Consider the following 17,067-nt stretch of genomic DNA (forward strand, 5'->3'; position numbering starts at 1 on the left):
AATCATCAGTCAGTGCGGTGAAAACCACTTTTCGATAATTTTCGCTTGATTAGCTAAGTATCGCGGGTATAATCCCGACCCGTTACCTTCCTTGGTAACTTCACCTCGCAAGAAATGGCGCTGTGGTGGAATTGGTAGACACGCCTGATTCAAAATCAGGTTCCTTCGGGAGTGACGGTTCAAGTCCGTCCAGCGCCACCATAATAAACCTCTTATTACCCTTACTCGCTTTCAGCCATTTGAGAGTCGATTTCGCGATCCTGTTTAAAAAAAATTTAAAAACTGATTGATCCTGCTTAACGCTTTCTTTACATTTACCATTATGGCTTAACTAAGCCTATGTAATAAAAATGTTGATTTGGCTCAAGGCCTCTGAGGGAAAGTATTATGAAAAAATGGATCGTTGCACCACTAGCCGCTGTTGTACTGAGTGCGTGTATGTCTACTTCAAATGAAAACGCCGCGACTTTAGACAGAAACCAGGCCGTCGCTGATCTTTCTGTGCAAATGGAAGAGCTCGGGTTTAACCGTGTTGAAATTCAGCCGGGTGTCGATGAATTCTTAAATATCTGTGCTTCTATCCTGGAGCGCCAATACAACGTGATGGGTGAGTATCGTACTCAGACGGAAAACTACGTTGATGTACAAGCATTTTTGACGGCTCATCAAGGGAAATCTGAAGAAGAGCTGAGAGCGGCGATTATTGCATTTGACGAAAAAGCAGAGACTGAAGATGACAAAATTGGTCCAAAGCTCGCAGCCTACAATTCAGCAATCGAAGGTGTATCTGAGCAAAATACTAAATTAGCGACTGACATCACCGTGCAATTAGCGCAAGCAGCTATCATTTTAAGTGAGCACTCTACCACTGTCGCTAAAGCTGGCAGTTTAGGTATGGTGTCAGGGTGGATGAGCGGTAACGAACAGAACGCCGATAATAACCTTGGCTTGGCTATTCTACGCGCAAAAGATCAAATCGATTTAGCATCGGATGCCAACGAAATTATTACGCTAGAGCAAGAAACCATTGAAGCCATTAATGCGCTTCAAGACGAGTTAGAAGCTAAAGGGTAATGCCTATTCGTTATTGGGTGGTCATAATTATGGCCACCTTCAGTTTTTCTATCACCGCGCAAGAGCTGCCGGACTGGATTTTCAAATCAGAAAATACCAGTGAGCAACTGACAGCTGTTGGCAGCGGTCCGTCGAGTTCTGAAGCAAAACGCGCAGCAATAGCAGAAATTATTGCTCAGGTTAGTCAGTCGATGTCTGCTGAAAACGTTTCTATTCTTGAAAAAACACAAGCAGGAACATCCCAATACTTTAAACAGTCAGTTGTCAGTAACACACTCTCAATCGATGTAAATAAAGTTAACGTCAGTGAGCAGTTTGTTGATAAAAAATCAGGCGTAACCTACGTACAGGCAACTATCAGTAAAAGGCAACTGATTCGCTTTCTTGAGGATGAGCTTACACCGATAGCGACGCTTAGTTTTCCTGCTCAGTCACCTGCTGTTGATAAGGTGCTTTGGGCATTAAAGTACCGGGAGGCGAATGCCTACGGGTTAAGGATTGAAAGAGCTTTGGCCGGTTTAGGCGCTACCAATGGCACGCTTAAAAATAAACTTCGTGAGAATTTAAGTGCTGTTGCAAAGGTATGGCAACGCTATGGTGTTCGCGTTATTGCTGACAGCTCTTTGCAAAGCCTTGTTGGAATTATTAATCAGCAAATACCGTCTGCGACAGAAACCGTTTTATGGTTGCAGCTGAAGCCTGCTCACAGAACAAGACAATCAGAAAATAATCACCAGCATAAACTGGACTTAATGGTTGAATTAACGCAACCACATTCACCTTTTAGGGTATTTCGGCAAGAGCATATTACTGTTGTCGGTAATGGAACATCTACCCAGCAAGCTCGTAACCATGCCCTGGAGCAAATGCGAGCTATTTTAGATACCCCTATACAAAACTGGCTTTTTGAAAAAGGAAGTGAACTATGAAGTTAGTGACGAAACTCACTATCACAGCATTGGCTGTTTTATCTCTAAGTGCTTGTCAGACTCGTCAAGCTGATCAAACACAAACCGCGAAAGTATCAAACCGAGCGTCAAATGCCAGTGTTGCACGTAGCGCTTATAACTTTGATAGCGAAGACATTAAAGTACCGGCGTATTTCGATACTCAAGGCCTGCAGAACTGCACGTTTAACCCAGCGACTGAGTCTGATGCCTGTCCACTTAAGAAACCAACCGTTCGTATGTATTTTGCGGGTACCGATGTGGGCGGTGAAGGTCAAGGCGTAGAGGCTCTGCGTGAGTATGATGATAAGCAGTTGCTATTTATGCTGGAGAATCAGTTCGCGGGCATTAACCGCTTCAGAATCATTACGCGTGACGACGATGTTATTTCTGCAGAAAAACAAACTTTCATGGAGCAGCAGGGAGCCAGGGCCTTAGCAGAAAGAGCTGGCAGCCAGAAAGTGCTAAAGCCTGACTTTATTGTCAAATTAGATACTCTTCGCACAGTAAAAAGTGAAGGCTCAATTACCGGCTGGATGGACTACACATTAGAGCTAACAACCGCTGTTTTGAACCCTTTCACACGAGAGCTAATGTCTTACCCTAATTTAGGGAAGATTCGTGTTAAATCGGAAGATGTGCGTGAGCGTAACGAGCTAAAATACGTCATGGTGAATAACCGTTATGAAACAGGCTTTCGTTACCACGACCCTGCGCACGTTAATGCGGTGATTAACGATATGACGTCTCGTGGCATTGATATTTTGCTGACACGTATGCTTTCTGAAATGCCAGCAACGGCCCAGGTTCTTGGTATTAAAGGAAATCAGGTGAGTTTGGACCGCGGTCAGAACGCCGGTGTACTACCCAACGAGACAATGATTATTTTTCAATACGAAGCTGGCTTTGTTGAGCCAATTGGCGTGGCCAATGTGAACCCTTCTCGCAACAGTGCAGTGGGTGAAATAGCGGTATGGAAGAATAGCGACCTGGCTGAACAAGTGGAACGTTCAGCGGCGAACGGAATCTACCGCCCGTCAAATGGCACTAAGATTTTCGCTGTTTCAGTTGGTACCCCGGCCGGATTCCTGGAGTCTCGCACATGAGGAAACTAGCACTTAGTTTTGGTGTGCTAGCCAGTGTAGCTTCATGCAGCGCATTAGCTCAGGTTTCTCTGAGCTCAATGCGCGGCATCGAAGCAGAAGCCTGCGCCTATGGGCGCGGAACGCCCGCGATAGAGTCGGCAAAAATGGATGCCTTGTCGCAGGTTGCGCAATTCTTATCGTCCCCTAAGTTGCTGGCGCAACAAACCTCAAGCGAAGATATCGACACGGAGACGTCATCCTGGGCTCGTAAGTTGAGCGACATGCAGCAGCAGGGTATGAGTATTCAGCAAATGCCTGTTGATATTTCGGCTCCTCGCCTTCAGGGCAGCGATACTTGTGTCACTGTTCGTTTAAAAACAGGCAGTTTGCCAAAATCGAACGGTCAATCGGATGGCGGTGACTGGGATGCTGCAGCCGAGAATGTGTTAGTGACGGTTATAGGCGAAGGGTGGCCTGACAACGAGAACGGCCGCACAGCACGTACTCAAGCTGAAATGGATGCCTTGAAACGTGCGGTTTCACAAGTCGTTGGTATGTGGCTGACTCAGCAAAATACTCAGTTTTCAACGACCGAGGAGTCTTCGAGCGAGAGCGGTGATGAGTTTTCGGTGAACGAAGTTATTTCTCAACAATTGCATACAAGGTCGCAAGGACTCGTTAAAGAGTGGTCTTTGCTCAACAGTCGAGAACTGCCTAATAACGGCGTTGAAGTCACAATTAAAGCTGTGGTGGAAAAGCAACCTATTGCTCAGGCTGCGAATGATGTGTTGATGGCTATTGGTTCGCCGCGAGTGAATGTTCAAGCACCGGAACCACTGAGTAGCCTGCTGAAAGATTGGCTTGCAGAGCAGGGTATTGAATATAGCTCTCACGCTAATTTAGTGATTAAAGCTGACTCGGTTCTTCGAGCAAGGGGCGCCAACAGTCGGCTGCAGCTCAATGTAACGGTAGAAGACTTATCGGGACAGCAATACGGACTTTGGCGAAATGAACCAAGCTTATTGTCTTTGCCAACAAGTGCTCAGGTCGAACACGACCTTATTGATGTGCACCTCGCTACTCCCGAACAGCAGCAGTCACTGCGCAAAACGCTGAAAAAGTCGTTTAATCAGGTGGTCGCACAAGGTGGCATGGTTCGCGATATTTTTATACATACGCGTTACTTGTCTCAGCCCGATAAGCTGTCTTCTATTTTGTCGACACTGGGCGGTGTGAAAGACGTAGTTGTGAATAGTCAGGGGGACTATTACAAAGCCAGTTTGCGATATGCCGGAGCAACCGGTGAACTTGTTGCTGCTCTGCATCAGTCGGTACGACCAATAGCAGCACAAAGCCTGCCCAAAGCTCAAATAAACAATGAATTTACTATTCGGTTTGATTAAGGAAAATAAATAATGAAACGTTCACTCTTAACTTTAGCGTTATTGGCTGCGTTGCCAACATTTGCACAAGACTTTGACTTAACAGATATGACTCCGGCCCGACCTGGCGAAAATGTGGAGTCTGCCGACGTCGTTACTAAAGGTAATGTGGTTGTCGGTAAAGACGAGAAAACGGCTGTAAAAGCAGCTCACCAACAGCTTGTAGATGAAAACCAGGATGGTATTCGTTTAGTTCAGGTTGGCAGCGGAACCGGGATTTTGTCTATCGGTAGTTCTAGTTATAACACCTACGACAATATGAATGCGACGCTGTTATCGAAGCGTGGCGCATACAACCAAGCCGCGCTAATTGCGAAGAAGCAGCTTATTGAAAATATGAATGGCATTCAACAGGAATGTGAGAACGCTGTTCAAACGGTATTGGATGATATCCAAACGGGTTCTGACTCGGTTACTAATGAATCAACGACTATGCAAGAGAATTGCATTGACTCTGTATCTGGTTCTTTATCTGGCTATGTCACTTTCGATGTTTATGACAACGTTGATGAAAAGACAGTTCGAGTTAGCTTAATTTCAACACCTAAAACACGCGCGCAAATTCGTGACAGTCATGGCGCTGTTGCCGTAACGACAAACCCGAATGAAGTATTTAAGCAAGTAGTTGCAGATATTAACAGTGGTGTTTTGCCGCCAATGGGAGCGAAAATCCTAACCCACGCTGACACCGGCGAAATTATTTTAATGGGTTATGGCTCTGCAATTATTCGCGATAACGATAACCCGCGTGTTGCAAGACGCCTGAAAGATGCGGCTAAACGCCAGTCACAAAGCCGAGCAAACAGCGCGCTTATTGGCACTATGCAGGGCGATGAAGTTTATTGGAAAGGCAGCTTCAGCGAAGATCAAGTGGAGTCAAATCAGCAGTTTGAATACGGCGGCGATCCGCGCTTAGAAGATCCGACAACTGCAAAAAAACTGGATAGCGAACGTACTGTCTTCCTTAATCAATTGAAAATGTCTGATGAATATGGCGCTGTCACTAAAGGTCAACTGCCTCCGGGCGTCAGTAACCGGAGCTTTGCGAGCGAAGATGGTCATTGGATGTATACCGTATCCGTTTATTCTCCTTCTTTAGAAGCGGTGTCTCGCGAAGCTAAACGCGAAATGGAAGCCGGCGGTACAGCTAATCCAAGCAGTTCAGGTCGGAATATTCGAGTTTATGGTGGCCAAAACGACGAAGCGGCGAACCCTCAAGGGGCGTCAGGTAAGGTGTCTGACGAAGATAACCTATAATGAAGTGGTTTATTGCATCGCTGGGGCTTTTGTCCCAGCTTGCTATAGCTTCAGAGCCACCAGAGCTGAGTCGGTTTGAAAAAGAGATTTCAGACGGCGAAGCTAGAGTGCGAACTGACTCGAAATTACCAAGCCAGGCCTGGCAAAAAGCTTGTCGGTCAGCATTGACTTTACCTCTTAGAGCCGAAGTTAGAGAACGTCTGAGTGAACGTGTTGGCCTTAGCGTGCCTGGTGAGGTTTCATTTCTTCGAGCAGACATTGAGAAGTTTAACTCATGGAATGAGTCCGGGTGGCTGCATTGTACGGGGGAGTCACAAGTCAGTGATTGGTCATTGAATATTGCCGGCTTATCGGTAAGAGCAGCATGGTTTTTGGTCGAACAGGGCGAGCTTGAACAGATAAAGCCTTTTCTTAAAGAAGCTTTATCACACTCGTATTCTTCTGCCGATGCAGTGGCGTTAATCGCGAAGCTGGCGCCCGAGGAGCAACGTCTAGGCTATTTAGACACTAACCTTAATGACAGTGCATTGATCATGAATGCTGCAAAATACGCAGTGTCATCAATTTGGTTTTCTGATGGCCGTTGGCAATCAGTGATTGACTTAACCAGTAGCTGCGACTCAGTGGAGTGCCGTCAATTAAAGCTGAATGCTGAAGAACAAAAGGAGCGGGAAGATGCTGAAAAAGCCGACGATTTATCTAGCTATTTTTAGTCTCAGCGTTTTTAGTACGGTTGCACAGGACGATGCTGAATTTGAGCAGTACCTTAAAGAGCAGCAGACTGAGTTTCAGGAGTTCCAGGATAAACGTGAGCAGGAATTTCAGGCGTTTGTTGAGCGTTGGCAGGAAGCCGAGCAAGCGTATCGTAAGGAAGTTGCTGAAAAGTGGGATGACGCTAAGCTCCCTGATAAAAAACGCTGGGTTGAATATTCGGACGACAAAAGTCGTCGAACCATCGTCGATTATGAAAACAACACTATTACAGTGGAAGTTTTGGATGACTCTGACGACGCGGATGTATTAAACACAGCGAAAGCTGAAGTTAAACGGTTGAATGAGACCTCTGCGCAAGAAGCTGTTGAGTCCGATCCTGTCTTAATCAATGCGGGCATGAGTGTTAATAGCCGCTCTCAAAAGCAACCACAGAAATCTGAGTCTTTGCTAGGCAGAAAGGTCGAGGCACAGGACTTGTCTCAGCAAAAAGTACAGCGCTCCGGTAAACGAGCCTCAGTGACTATCAAGATGCCAGACGCTGCGGTATCAGATCGCGTAAAACGAGTACTACCGGCAGCAGAGACTTACGCGCGTCAATGGGGGCTCCCAACCGAGTTAGTTATAGCTGTTATCCATACTGAATCTAGCTTTAACCCGCTGGCCCGTTCTCACATTCCTGCTTTTGGCTTAATGCAGATAGTTCCTACGTCAGCAGGAAAAGACATCACTGGCTTTTTGCATGGTCAACAACGCTTGCTAACGCCTGAATACCTGTTTGATCCGAATAGAAATATACAGGCTGGCAGCGTTTATTTTCATTTGTTGATAAACCGCTATTTTAAAGATGTTCGCAATACTCAGTCTCGCTTTTATATGGCAATTGCGGCTTATAATACTGGACCGGGAAATGTGGCGCGGGCAATGACGAATACCACTTCATTGACGAGAGCGAGTAGAGCTGCGAACCAAATGTCACCGAAGCAAGTGTACGAGCATTTAATGACTTATTTGCCGGCATCGGAAACCAAGAATTATTTAACAAAAGTCACTGAGCGTGAAGCTCATTATCAAAAAACATTGGGTTTATAATTATGAAAAAACATTTGATTACCATAGGGGTGTGCTTTGCATTAGCTGCTTGTGCCTCTCAACCGGAACAAACAGAAGAGCAAAAGTCGTCGGCACAGGCAAATCAGCAGATGCAGTCTGTGACCGGAAATCCTCAAGACTCAGCGCCTGCTTGGGTGTTTCTTCCTAAATCGGACAAAGGGCTAGCTTCATCAGCGTGTGTCGACTGGTCAGGAAATATGGCCGTAGATAGACCGCAAGCGGTGGCTGCTGCAAGAGCTGATATGGCACAGCAGATCAGCATAAAGGCTAGCGTGTTAGATAAATTATATAACCGCAAGCTTCAGGCTGAAGGCAAAAGTGATGTTGGTTCGACATTTGAGCAGGTCACTAAACAAGTTTCCAGCGAAACTCTAGAAGGTTCAACGCCGGAAGAAATTTCGTTAGCGCAAATTGATGGTAAAAAGTATTTGTGTGCTTTAGTTGTTAAAGAAGACACTCGTGAAACTTTTGATACTTTAGTTGATGAGTCAAACCGTCAGCTTGATCCGCAATCTAAAGCGGCGCTCTATGAAGAGTTTCGTACTCAAAAAGCAATGAAAGAGCTGGAAAAAGAGCTAGATTCACTTTAATGCAGATAGTTCATATTGAAACAGATGCCCCAATATAATGCGTTATATCGGGGCATTTTTAATTTAAAGTGTTAGTCGATCATCTCTTTGTGGTTGACTACTGAAATAATCTCAGCAAATGTCGAGGGTAAATGAAAAACGTTTATGGACTCGCCTGTAAGCTCAGCTATTTTAAGGGATGAAATGACACCATAAACCTCATTGTTGTTGACCACGACAAGAAAATCTTTACCGGAAGACTTCAGGGTTGCAGCAGCATCACCTATCTTAGATTTTTGCACATCGCTCAATTGCACTTGTGGTAGAGATGATAGGGGGGTCATCAAATCTTTTGAAGTAAGCTCTCCCCAGTGAGTTTGAGTACTGGTTACTAATTGGGTTGCTTTTCGCCCATGTAAATCTCTAAGTGCTAATAAACCTGTCATACGTTTATCATTATTTTGAATACAGGCATAACGGCTTGAACGCTGTTTCAGTGCGAGTTCTGCATCACTGATAAATGTATTTTCGGACAGCTCTACAGGTACGGACATATCAAAATTATCCATGACATGAAGAGCGCTGTCATGCCAGCTAAGCTTTTTCAAGCCTTCGAAACGGTGATGGATTAACGCTGAGTCTTCTTTTGAAGACCATTGAATTTCTTTGAAATTACTCATTGTAAAACTCCTTTAAAAAAATGTGTGTTTGTTTTTAAAGGAAGTAAGGAGGCTCACGAGGTCTGTGCCATAGAGGTAGTCGTGTTTCGGGCAAACACTGTACAAAGTTTATTAAGGTTCTGGAAAGCTTTTCAATATACCCTTGTGTTTTGCTTGCTAGAGTTTTGTCTGACTCATCACTGTCTTCCGTTAAGTCTGTTTCAAACGTTAAGAGGTCAGCGGCAATCGTTGCACTTTCAGTATTTGAAGCTAGATGAGGAGAGTTCTGTGTAGAGGGAAGTTGATAAGTTAAAAACGCCAAAACGGCAATAATAAAACATGCGCAGGCTTCCCTAATAAAACCGGTCGAAGCTTCCCATTTGTGATTATTCAGTGCGCACAATTTCATGTTTTATTTCGACAACTTTCATCTGACTCAGATCAAGTTAAAACATATTGAGTCGTTCAACAATAAATTTATCCAACTATCGTTATATGGCGTCTCTTGTTCAAAATACAAGCAAACACTGACAATCCTTTCTACAGCACGTATACTGTTGTGCATCGGTAATTGAACCGAACAAAATTAAATAGGATTCTATGTCAGATAATAAAACAGTGCCCGAATACGAAGTTGAAATTCCTAGCCGCGAGCAGCTACTTCAGCTAGTGAAAGATAATCTCAAACCCGTTCCTTTTGACGAGTTTGTTCGAGTTTTCAAGCTCGACGATGAACGCCAGGCGGTTGGCTTGAAAAGACGCTTGCGTGCTATGGAGCGCGATGGGCAGCTGATATACAGTAAGGCCAATGCCTACGGAATACCCGAGCGCATGGACTTAATTAAAGGCCGTATTATTGGCCACAAAGATGGTTTTGGCTTTTGTCAGCCTGATGAAGGCGGGCCGGATTTATTTATACCACACCATCAAATGTATTCAGTCCTGCATGGTGACCGGGTTTTAGTTAAAAAAAGTGGTAAAGACAACCGAGGAAAAACAGAAGGGCGCATTGTTCGGGTAACGGAACCGAGGGATCGCAATATCGTTGGTCGTTACTTTATTGAGCATGACCTGGGCATAGTTGTTCCCGACGATAACCGCATTAGCCAGGATATTTTAATTCCGGATGCCGATAAAAATGGGGCTCGCCATGGACAGTTAGTGGTTGTTGAAATCACCCGACGTCCCAGTCGTCGTACCAGCCCTATTGGCCATGTTACCGAAGTATTGGGTGAACATATGGCACCGGGTATGGAAATTGAAGTGGCCATACGTGAGCACGATATCCCGAATGAGTGGCCCGAGGGAATAGACAGTGAACTGTCTAAGTACAGTGAAGAAGTGCCGAAAGAAGCCTATGAAGGACGTGTCGATTTACGTGACTTGCCATTAATTACTATCGATGGTGCAGATTCTCGTGACTTTGATGACGCGGTTTGCTGTATACCTGAAGAAAAAGGCTGGCGTTTGTGGGTCGCCATTGCTGACGTTTCTTATTATGTTCGTCCGGATACGGTACTCGATAAATCTGCGACAGAACGTGGCAATTCTGTTTACTTCCCGAATAACGTTATTCCGATGCTGCCGGAGAAGCTGTCAAATGGCCTGTGCTCTTTAAACCCTGACGTTGATCGTTTATGCATGGTCGCTGAAATGGAGCTTGGGCCGCGTGGTAAGTTAAAAACGTCGAAGTTTTACCCCGCCGTTATGAAAAGCCATGCGCGACTCACTTATGACAAAGTGAAAGACATTCTCGATGGCGACAAAGCATTACGAGAGCAGTATGAACCGGTTCTTGAAAACATAGAGGAACTTAGAAAACTCTATAACGCGTTAAGCGCTGCACGTAAGCGTCGTTCTGCTATTGAGTTTGATACCCAGGAAACGCGCTTCATATTCAACGCTCAACGTAAAATTGAGCGTATTGAGCCTGTTAAGCGCCATGTTGCACATAAAATTATTGAAGAGTGCATGATTATGGCGAACGTTGCTGCGGCTCAATTGATTGAATCTGACAAGGAAGTGGGCGCCTTATTCCGTGTTCACGAGACACCGAGCGACGAGCGTCTAACCAGCTTTCGAGCATTTCTTGGTGAACTCGGTCTCAACTTAGGGGGCGGAGAAGAGCCTACCCCAAGAGACTATGCGAAGCTGCTGGAAGAAGTGAAAGACCGTCAGGACCACGAGTTGATAGAAACCATGCTACTGCGCTCAATGCAGCAAGCGGTGTATCAACCGGAAAACAAAGGGCACTTCGGTTTAGCACTGAAATCATACGCGCACTTTACATCGCCAATTCGCCGTTACCCTGATTTAATTTTACATCGAGCCATTAAGTCGATAGTTCGCAAGCAAAATGGCAGTGATAAAGGCTTGGTTGGTGCTTGGTCGTATTCAGAAACACAGCTAGATGAACTGGGCGTTCACACTTCCATGACCGAGCGTCGTGCTGATGATGCGACCCGTCAAGTCGATGAGTGGCTGAAGTGTGAGTTCATGCTTGATCACATAGGCATGGAGTTTGAAGGCGTAATATCCTCAGTCACAAACTTTGGCCTGTTTATTAGGTTGAGCGACTATCAAATTGATGGTCTTGTTCACATAAGCAACTTAGACAACGATTATTATCACTTCGATCAGCAAAAAGGCATGCTGATAGGGGAAAATAGTCATAGCGTGTTCCGTTTGGGGGACAGTGTTAAAGTCAAAGTGAAAGACGTGAATCTGGACGATCGAAAAATTGACTTGAGCTTACTGGAAGCGACAAGCCCAAGCGGTAAAAAACGTGATATGCCTAAGAAAGGGGCTGGTAAACCTAAGGGCAGTCGGCCTTCAAAAAATAAGCGCGGAGGCCAGCGTAAAAAGGGCTCTCGCAATAAAAACCGGAAATAAACAATGAGTCAGAAAGTTACTGTTTTTGGTTTGCATGCCGTTAAGGCAATTTTGAAAAACCACCCCGACCGATTAGTCGAGCTTTACGTGTCGAAAGAACGTCAGGACGAGTCGGTTAAAGAAATTGTTAATGAGTGTTATACCGCTGGAATTCGACCGCAATGGGTGCCGAAGCAAGCATTGGAAAAGCGTGCCGAAGGTGGGAATCATCAAGGTGTTGTTGCAACGGTACATTCGCCACCGACATTAACAGAGCATGACCTGGCTCAGCTTCTGGACGGCTCGGAAGCACCAGCGCTATTTTTAGTGCTGGACGGTGTGACAGATCCTCATAATTTAGGGGCGTGCCTGAGAACTGCTGATGCTGCAGGTGTTACTGGGGTGATTGTGCCTAAGGACAAATCAGCGCAAATTACACCAACAGTAAGAAAAGTCGCCTCTGGTGCTGCGGAGCAGGTTCCTTTAGTGGTTGTTACTAACTTGGCGAGAACTCTGCGGGACCTTCAGGAAAAAGGTGTTTGGGTTTACGGCACCGCTGGCGAAGCCACCCAGTCTTTATATGATATTGATTACAGAGGCCCCGTAGCTTTAGTGATGGGAGCCGAGGGAAAAGGCATGCGACGCATGACTCGCGAAACTTGTGACGAGCTTGTTTCAATACCGTTAAGTGGTAGTGTCAGCAGCTTAAATGTTTCAGTGGCTAGTGGTGTTTGCCTGTTCGAAGTGGTGAGGCAGCGCAGTGGAGCTTAAGCGAAAACTGATACCTGTAGGTATCGCTCTGGCAATGATTGCCGTGTTGTTTATCAGTTGGACGCCAAACTGGGATAGTCCTGAGTGGATGCGCTCAACAAAACCTTTTGTGTCGTTCTCATTTAATGTAGAACAGGCAGACAGTCGTGCTGCAGAAGAGTTGGTTATCGACATTAAAAACCGCTTAAAGGTAAGGCACGAATGGCATGTTGTTAAAGAGAAAGAGTCGCAGTGGCAAGTTCAAACGAAAGTCACAGAAGACGACACCAGTATTCAATTGGATGCCTCGGTATTTAAAGAAGGCAGCGCGGTTGATCATTTAATCGTTCGCGGTGAGAAAGCTGTTGCAAATGAATTAGCGGACCGCCTCGTCTCCCTCCTAAGTTCGCGTATTGAAAAAGCTCATAAAGACGCTGACTAAGTTGCGGTCAGCGCTTTTTTTTGATAGTATCGCGCGGCTTAAATCAGCCATTGTATTAACTACTAGTTGAGTTCCTTGCTTCTATGTCAGTGCGGCTGAGCTGAACCGAGGCTATACGAACCAAAAGGAAACTGTAATGCGTCATTACGAAATCGTATTTATGGTCCACCCGGACCAAAGCGAGCAAGTACCTGGCATGATCGAGCGCTATAGCGAAACGATCAAGCAAGGTGGTGGTCAAATCCATCGTTTAGAAGACTGGGGCCGTCGTCAATTGGCTTACCCAATCAACAAACTGCACAAAGCGCACTATGTTCTTTTGAACGTTGAAGCGTCTGCAGAGGTTGTGGAAGAGCTTGAAACTGCATTCCGTTTTAACGATGCAGTATTACGCAACATGATCATGCGTAAGAAAGAAGCGATTACTGAACCTTCGCCGCTGACTAAGCCGAAGGAAGATCGCAAAGGTGACAGTGAAGCTGCGTAAAGCAAGCTGACTATTCACTATGAATCGACTGCATTTAACCGGAACTTTAAGCAAAGCTGCAAAGCTGGAAACTAGCCCATCAGGCATAGAACATTTGCAGTTAGTTATTGAGCATCGGTCGATGCAACCCGAAGCGGGTATGAGTCGCCAGTCTTATGTGCGAATTCAAGTCGTTTTAAGTGGTGAAGGGTTACAACACTGGTTACAAAAATTGACGGTGGGTTGTGAAGTCTTAGCAGAAGGCTTTCTGCACAGACACGAAGACAATAGCGGTACGCCGCGTCTCGTACTTCACGCTCAGCATCTAGAATTGATTTAAGGAGACCATCATGGCTCGTTTTTTCCGTCGCCGTAAGTTCTGCCGCTTTAAAGCAGACGGCGTAAAAGAAATTGATTACAAAGACATCGCTACGCTTAAGAACTACATTACCGAAACCGGTAAAATCGTTCCTAGCCGTATTACTGGAACATCTGCTAAGTATCAGCGTCAGTTAGCGCGCGCTATCAAGCGTGCTCGTTATTTGTCACTGCTGCCTTATACTGATTCACATCAGTAAGCTAGCGCGGTTCGATTACCAAAAGTAGAGGTAGCGAGAAAATGAATATCATTTTATTAGACAAAATTGCTAACTTGGGAAGCCTTGGCGATCAAGTAAGCGTAAAATCTGGTTATGCACGTAACTTCCTTTTCCCACAAGGAAAAGCAGTACCTGCAACTAAAAGCAACATCGAGCTGTTCGAACAGCGCCGTGCTGAGTACGAAGCCAAATTAGCTGAGCACTTAGCAGAAGCTGAAGCGCGTGCTGAAAAAGTTAATGCGTTAGATGCAGTTGTTATCGAATCTAAAGCGGGTGATGAAGGCAAACTATTCGGCTCTATCGGTACTCGCGACATCGCTGATGCAGTAACTGCAGCAGGCGTTGAAGTGAAGAAGAGCGAAGTGTTAATGCCTCACGGAACTATCCGTGAAGTTGGTGAATTTGACATTGAATTGCACCTGCATGCAGATGTATTTGCGAACATCACTTTGAAAGTTGTTGCTGCTGAGTAATTTCGGCAACTAACCGATTAAAAAAAGCTGCCTTCGGGCAGCTTTTTTTTTGCCTTCGGTATACCTTATGTAAAGCTTTTCAGCAGGAAGTTAATTTTACTGAGCCAGTCATATTAGCCTCAGAGTCAACAACTGAAAGAAATTTAACCGGGAGAATGACATGAAAACATTAATAACTCTATTAGGTAGTGGTTTGCTTTTGATGACGTCATCGGCTCTGGCACAAGACAAAGTCGACAAGGAGCTTGAGGTTACGCCAACCAGTAGACTGTCTATTGATAATATGCGAGGAAAGCTGGAACTCATTACCTCTGAAACTGACAGTGTAAGAGTTGTAGGAACACTTGATGAAGAAGCTGAGGAGTTTATCTTTGAGAAACGGGGAAACACCCTATATGTAGAGGTTAAAACCCCTCAAAATAAAGGCTTTAGTTTCTCTTCGTCTGATTCAGACGGATCAGATTTAAAAGTGTATGCACCAGAGTCAATGGATATCGATGTTAAAGGTGTATCTATGGATGTATTGGCTGCTGGTTTTACCAACGATTTCGATGTGCGTCTGGTGAGTGGAAATATCAGTGTTAGTGACATTAGTGGGTTAATACATCTGAAAACGGTGAGTGGCAATATTAATTCAAAACGAGCGAGTGGTAACGGCAGTTTCGAGACAGTCAGCGGAGACATAACGGATACAGAAAATACGTCTGCTGAAGGCTCCTATCAGGCCGTTAGCGGCGATATCATTGTCGAATCTGATAGCCTGTCAGATATTACCATGCAGTCTGTATCGGGTGACATTAACGCAACACTTGGTATTTTAAGTCACGCTAAAATGACAACCGTGAGCGGCGATGCACAGTTGACCTCAGGACTGGCAGAGTCTGCTCGAGTCGAAGCCAAGTCAGTCAGTGGCGACTTAGACTTTGAATGGCGGGGTGACTTACATGCTAATTTCTCCATCAAATCAAACGCTGGTGGAAAAATCACTAATCGTTTAACCGATGACAAAGTAGAAAAAGCTGAATGGGGTCCATCATCAACATTAGAATTTAAACTCGGCGATGCAACGGCGGATGTCTCTGCCACAACAGTCAGCGGTGAAATAACGTTAAGCAAAGACTAGTTTCATCGGCAAACTTGCTTTCTAATTAAGAGGGGATTTTGTATAGTACTCCCCTCTTTTTTATTCCTATCTTAGGTTTTTCGGATGGCAGAAACAGCAAGAAAACGTGATGCATCGGTGGAAGCACTGCGCTCTGCGCCTCATTCCATAGAGGCCGAGCAGTCGGTTTTAGGCGGCCTTATGCTTGATAACGACGCATGGGACAGTGTTGCCGGCAGCGTCATTTCGGAAGATTTCTACCATCGCGCGCATCGCTTAATATTCAAAGCAATGAATGAGCTGGCACAGCGCAGCCAGCCTATGGATCTTGTAACGGTCTCTGAGTCTTTAGAAACAGCCGGTGAGCTAGAGCAGATTGGGGGGTTCGCCTATCTTGGTGAAATCGCCAAGAACACTCCGAGTGCTGCGAACATACTCGCTTATGCCAATATTGTCAGAGAGCGCGCAATTCTGCGCGAAATGATAGGGGCGGCGAACGACATTGCCGAGTCGGGTTATGACACCCAGGGCAGAAGCAGTGCCGAGTTATTGGATCTCGCCGAATCTAAAGTGTTTAAAATTGCGGAAAAACGAGTAAGCTCAAGCGAAGGGCCACAAGGTATTAATCAGATTCTTGAGCGTACTGTAGGAAAAATAGAGCAACTCAGTAAGCTCAAGAACAACAATGGTGTGACCGGTGTTTCGACTGGCTTTACAGATTTGGACCAAATGACGGCAGGTTTACAGCCGTCTGACTTGGTTATCGTTGCTGCCCGCCCGTCGATGGGTAAAACGACCTTTGCCATGAACTTGGCCGAGAACATTGCACTTAATGACGATAAGCCAGTACTGGTATTTAGCTTAGAGATGCCTGCAGAGCAGCTGATGATGCGTATGTTAGCGTCGTTAAGCCGCGTTGATCAGAACAAAGTGAGAACGGGTAAACTGGAAGATGATGACTGGGCCAGAATAGCGTCGGTCATGAATATGCTTAACGATAGAAATAATATCTATATTGATGACTCATCGGGATTAACGCCGACGGAAGTCAGGTCTCGTGCGCGTCGTGTTCATAGGGAGCATAAAGGGCTTTCTATGATCATGGTCGATTACCTTCAGCTTATGACTGTCCCGGGTATGTCTGAAAACCGAACACTTGAAATTGCGGAAATATCGAGATCATTAAAGTCTTTAGCGAAAGAGTTAGAGGTACCGGTAGTTGCATTGTCACAGCTAAACCGCTCACTAGAGCAACGCTCAGATAAGCGTCCGGTTAACTCGGACTTGCGTGAGTCCGGCTCAATAGAGCAGGATGCGGACGTTATTATGTTTATATACCGAGATGAAGTGTATCACCCTGATTCTGCTGAAAAAGGGATGGCCGAAATTATTATTGGTAAGCAGCGTAACGGACCCATTGGGAAGGTCGATTTGAAATTCCACGGGCACTTATCCAGATTCGATAATTATGCCCGTGCTGCAGACGACGACCGATATTAGTCGTCGC

At 45.4% G+C, this 17,067-nt stretch carries 18 protein-coding genes and 1 tRNA gene; 18 read left to right on the top strand and 1 reads right to left on the bottom strand.

Annotation, left to right across the window (positions count from 1 at the left end):
* The first annotated feature begins 116 nt into the window (after nt 1-116).
* From BLT32_RS09895 to BLT32_RS09935, 9 genes are all read left to right on the top strand, one after another.
* Nucleotides 117-201 (top strand) — tRNA-Leu (locus BLT32_RS09895).
* 186 nt (nt 202-387) lie between these two features.
* A complete protein-coding gene (locus BLT32_RS09900) occupies nt 388-1,074 on the top strand; it encodes a hypothetical protein (protein WP_053954175.1) in 687 nt (228 codons plus the stop codon).
* A gap of 29 nt (nt 1,075-1,103) precedes the next feature.
* A complete protein-coding gene (locus tag BLT32_RS09905) occupies nt 1,104-2,003 on the top strand; it encodes an LPP20 family lipoprotein (protein ID WP_161802662.1) in 900 nt (299 codons plus the stop codon).
* Nucleotides 2,000-3,127, top strand: a complete 1,128-nt coding sequence (locus BLT32_RS09910) for a hypothetical protein (protein ID WP_053954177.1) — start codon at nt 2,000-2,002, stop codon at nt 3,125-3,127. Before BLT32_RS09905 ends, BLT32_RS09910 begins: the two co-directional genes overlap by 4 nt.
* Nucleotides 3,124-4,509, top strand: a complete 1,386-nt coding sequence (locus BLT32_RS09915) for a hypothetical protein (RefSeq protein WP_053954178.1) — start codon at nt 3,124-3,126, stop codon at nt 4,507-4,509. The genes BLT32_RS09910 and BLT32_RS09915 overlap by 4 nt, the downstream gene beginning before the upstream one ends.
* 12 nt (nt 4,510-4,521) lie before the next feature.
* Nucleotides 4,522-5,805, top strand: coding sequence for a hypothetical protein (locus tag BLT32_RS09920; protein ID WP_053954179.1), 1,284 nt, complete (start codon nt 4,522-4,524; stop codon nt 5,803-5,805).
* A complete protein-coding gene (locus BLT32_RS09925) occupies nt 5,805-6,518 on the top strand; it encodes a hypothetical protein (protein ID WP_053954180.1) in 714 nt (237 codons plus the stop codon). The genes BLT32_RS09920 and BLT32_RS09925 overlap by 1 nt, the downstream gene beginning before the upstream one ends.
* On the top strand, nt 6,481-7,608 hold the full coding sequence (locus tag BLT32_RS09930; protein ID WP_053954181.1) for a murein transglycosylase domain-containing protein: 1,128 nt from the start codon (nt 6,481-6,483) through the stop codon (nt 7,606-7,608). Before BLT32_RS09925 ends, BLT32_RS09930 begins: the two co-directional genes overlap by 38 nt.
* Before the next feature lie 2 nt (nt 7,609-7,610).
* Nucleotides 7,611-8,219: a hypothetical protein gene (locus BLT32_RS09935; RefSeq protein ID WP_053954182.1), complete on the top strand. Its 609-nt coding sequence runs from the start codon at nt 7,611-7,613 to the stop codon at nt 8,217-8,219.
* 71 nt (nt 8,220-8,290) lie between these two features.
* Here the strand turns inward: BLT32_RS09935 and BLT32_RS09940 are convergent, their stop codons facing one another.
* On the bottom strand, nt 8,291-8,878 hold the full coding sequence (locus BLT32_RS09940; protein WP_053954183.1) for a CBS domain-containing protein: 588 nt from the start codon (nt 8,876-8,878) through the stop codon (nt 8,291-8,293).
* A 579-nt stretch (nt 8,879-9,457) separates the two neighbouring features.
* Between BLT32_RS09940 and rnr the strand changes: the two genes are divergently transcribed.
* The 9 genes from rnr (at nt 9,458) to dnaB (ending at nt 17,060) form a co-directional block, all read left to right on the top strand.
* Nucleotides 9,458-11,749, top strand: coding sequence for a ribonuclease R (rnr, locus tag BLT32_RS09950; protein WP_053954185.1), 2,292 nt, complete (start codon nt 9,458-9,460; stop codon nt 11,747-11,749).
* A 3-nt stretch (nt 11,750-11,752) separates the two neighbouring features.
* A complete protein-coding gene (gene rlmB / locus BLT32_RS09955) occupies nt 11,753-12,499 on the top strand; it encodes a 23S rRNA (guanosine(2251)-2'-O)-methyltransferase RlmB (protein WP_053954186.1) in 747 nt (248 codons plus the stop codon).
* On the top strand, nt 12,489-12,920 hold the full coding sequence (locus BLT32_RS09960) for a hypothetical protein (RefSeq protein ID WP_053954187.1): 432 nt from the start codon (nt 12,489-12,491) through the stop codon (nt 12,918-12,920). The genes rlmB and BLT32_RS09960 overlap by 11 nt, the downstream gene beginning before the upstream one ends.
* A 136-nt stretch (nt 12,921-13,056) precedes the next feature.
* Complete coding sequence (gene rpsF, locus BLT32_RS09965) at nt 13,057-13,407, top strand: 30S ribosomal protein S6 (protein WP_053954188.1); 351 nt, start codon at nt 13,057-13,059, stop codon at nt 13,405-13,407.
* A gap of 19 nt (nt 13,408-13,426) precedes the next feature.
* Nucleotides 13,427-13,726 carry a primosomal replication protein N gene (gene priB, locus BLT32_RS09970; protein ID WP_053954189.1) on the top strand — a complete coding sequence of 100 codons (300 nt, stop codon included), beginning with the start codon at nt 13,427-13,429 and terminating at the stop codon, nt 13,724-13,726.
* A 10-nt stretch (nt 13,727-13,736) separates the two neighbouring features.
* On the top strand, nt 13,737-13,964 hold the full coding sequence (gene rpsR / locus BLT32_RS09975; protein ID WP_011235166.1) for a 30S ribosomal protein S18: 228 nt from the start codon (nt 13,737-13,739) through the stop codon (nt 13,962-13,964).
* A gap of 41 nt (nt 13,965-14,005) precedes the next feature.
* The gene (rplI, locus tag BLT32_RS09980; RefSeq protein WP_053954190.1) at nt 14,006-14,458 is read left to right on the top strand and encodes a 50S ribosomal protein L9; all 453 of its coding nucleotides are present in this window, start codon (nt 14,006-14,008) and stop codon (nt 14,456-14,458) included.
* Between the two features lie 160 nt (nt 14,459-14,618).
* Nucleotides 14,619-15,581, top strand: a complete 963-nt coding sequence (locus BLT32_RS09985) for a DUF4097 family beta strand repeat-containing protein (RefSeq protein WP_053954191.1) — start codon at nt 14,619-14,621, stop codon at nt 15,579-15,581.
* 84 nt (nt 15,582-15,665) lie between these two features.
* On the top strand, nt 15,666-17,060 hold the full coding sequence (dnaB, locus tag BLT32_RS09990; RefSeq protein ID WP_053954192.1) for a replicative DNA helicase: 1,395 nt from the start codon (nt 15,666-15,668) through the stop codon (nt 17,058-17,060).
* Nucleotides 17,061-17,067: the final 7 nt, after the last annotated feature.

The organism is Idiomarina zobellii (genome assembly GCF_900100855.1).
Taxonomy (GTDB): Bacteria; Pseudomonadota; Gammaproteobacteria; order Enterobacterales; family Alteromonadaceae; genus Idiomarina; species Idiomarina zobellii.

Excerpts from the sequence above, each read along its gene's own strand:
- dnaB (WP_053954192.1), top strand. The coding sequence starts at position 15,666 with ATGGCAGAAACAGCAAGAAAACGTGATGCATCGGTGGAAGCACTGCGC.
- BLT32_RS09930 (WP_053954181.1), top strand. The coding sequence starts at position 6,481 with ATGCTGAAAAAGCCGACGATTTATCTAGCTATTTTTAGTCTCAGCGTT.
- BLT32_RS09920 (WP_053954179.1), top strand. The coding sequence starts at position 4,522 with ATGAAACGTTCACTCTTAACTTTAGCGTTATTGGCTGCGTTGCCAACA.
- rplI (WP_053954190.1), top strand. The coding sequence starts at position 14,006 with ATGAATATCATTTTATTAGACAAAATTGCTAACTTGGGAAGCCTTGGC.
- BLT32_RS09940 (WP_053954183.1), bottom strand. The coding sequence starts at position 8,878 with ATGAGTAATTTCAAAGAAATTCAATGGTCTTCAAAAGAAGACTCAGCG.
- rpsF (WP_053954188.1), top strand. The coding sequence starts at position 13,057 with ATGCGTCATTACGAAATCGTATTTATGGTCCACCCGGACCAAAGCGAG.
- BLT32_RS09905 (WP_161802662.1), top strand. The coding sequence starts at position 1,104 with ATGGCCACCTTCAGTTTTTCTATCACCGCGCAAGAGCTGCCGGACTGG.
- BLT32_RS09915 (WP_053954178.1), top strand. The coding sequence starts at position 3,124 with ATGAGGAAACTAGCACTTAGTTTTGGTGTGCTAGCCAGTGTAGCTTCA.
- rpsR (WP_011235166.1), top strand. The coding sequence starts at position 13,737 with ATGGCTCGTTTTTTCCGTCGCCGTAAGTTCTGCCGCTTTAAAGCAGAC.
- BLT32_RS09935 (WP_053954182.1), top strand. The coding sequence starts at position 7,611 with ATGAAAAAACATTTGATTACCATAGGGGTGTGCTTTGCATTAGCTGCT.
- BLT32_RS09985 (WP_053954191.1), top strand. The coding sequence starts at position 14,619 with ATGAAAACATTAATAACTCTATTAGGTAGTGGTTTGCTTTTGATGACG.
- rnr (WP_053954185.1), top strand. The coding sequence starts at position 9,458 with ATGTCAGATAATAAAACAGTGCCCGAATACGAAGTTGAAATTCCTAGC.
- priB (WP_053954189.1), top strand. The coding sequence starts at position 13,427 with ATGAATCGACTGCATTTAACCGGAACTTTAAGCAAAGCTGCAAAGCTG.
- BLT32_RS09910 (WP_053954177.1), top strand. The coding sequence starts at position 2,000 with ATGAAGTTAGTGACGAAACTCACTATCACAGCATTGGCTGTTTTATCT.
- rlmB (WP_053954186.1), top strand. The coding sequence starts at position 11,753 with ATGAGTCAGAAAGTTACTGTTTTTGGTTTGCATGCCGTTAAGGCAATT.
- BLT32_RS09925 (WP_053954180.1), top strand. The coding sequence starts at position 5,805 with ATGAAGTGGTTTATTGCATCGCTGGGGCTTTTGTCCCAGCTTGCTATA.
- BLT32_RS09900 (WP_053954175.1), top strand. The coding sequence starts at position 388 with ATGAAAAAATGGATCGTTGCACCACTAGCCGCTGTTGTACTGAGTGCG.